The organism is Arthrobacter sp. HMWF013 (assembly GCF_003061105.1).
Lineage (GTDB): Bacteria > Actinomycetota > Actinomycetes > Actinomycetales > Micrococcaceae > Arthrobacter.
Genome location: NZ_QAIQ01000685.1, coordinates 14,275 through 14,675, shown reverse-complemented (window position 1 = coordinate 14,675; position 401 = coordinate 14,275). Strand labels below are relative to the sequence as shown.

Genomic DNA, 401 nt, shown 5'->3' with positions numbered 1-401 from the left:
CCGCTAGGCCAGCCAGGGCAGCTCCGGCATGAGTTCACAGTCGGGGAAGGATTGGCCAAGGCCACGCTGTTTGCCACCGCCCACGGCGTATACCAGGCGGAAATCAACGGCAGCGAGGTGGATGACCAGATCCTGAAGCCGGGCTGGACCGCCTACGCCGACCGGCTGAACCACGAGACCACGGACGTCACGGCGCTGCTGGCACCCGGCGCCAACGCCATCGGGATCTGGCTGGCCGGCGGCTGGTTCACCGAGAAGTACGGCTTCCACGGCTTCGCCACACCGTTTTACGGGGAACAGCCTGCGGTCAAGGTTGAACTGCGGCTCGAATACGCGGACGGCACACAGGAAATCGTCGCCAGCGGCCCATCCTGGCGGGCTTTCACGGGCGGGCCCCTGGT

General features: G+C 66.6%; 1 protein-coding gene. It reads left to right on the top strand.

Annotated features, from left to right (window positions below; genetic code table 11):
- On the top strand, positions 1 to 401 hold a 401-nt coding region (locus tag DBR22_RS25035; protein ID WP_258229396.1), incomplete at both ends, for an alpha-L-rhamnosidase N-terminal domain-containing protein.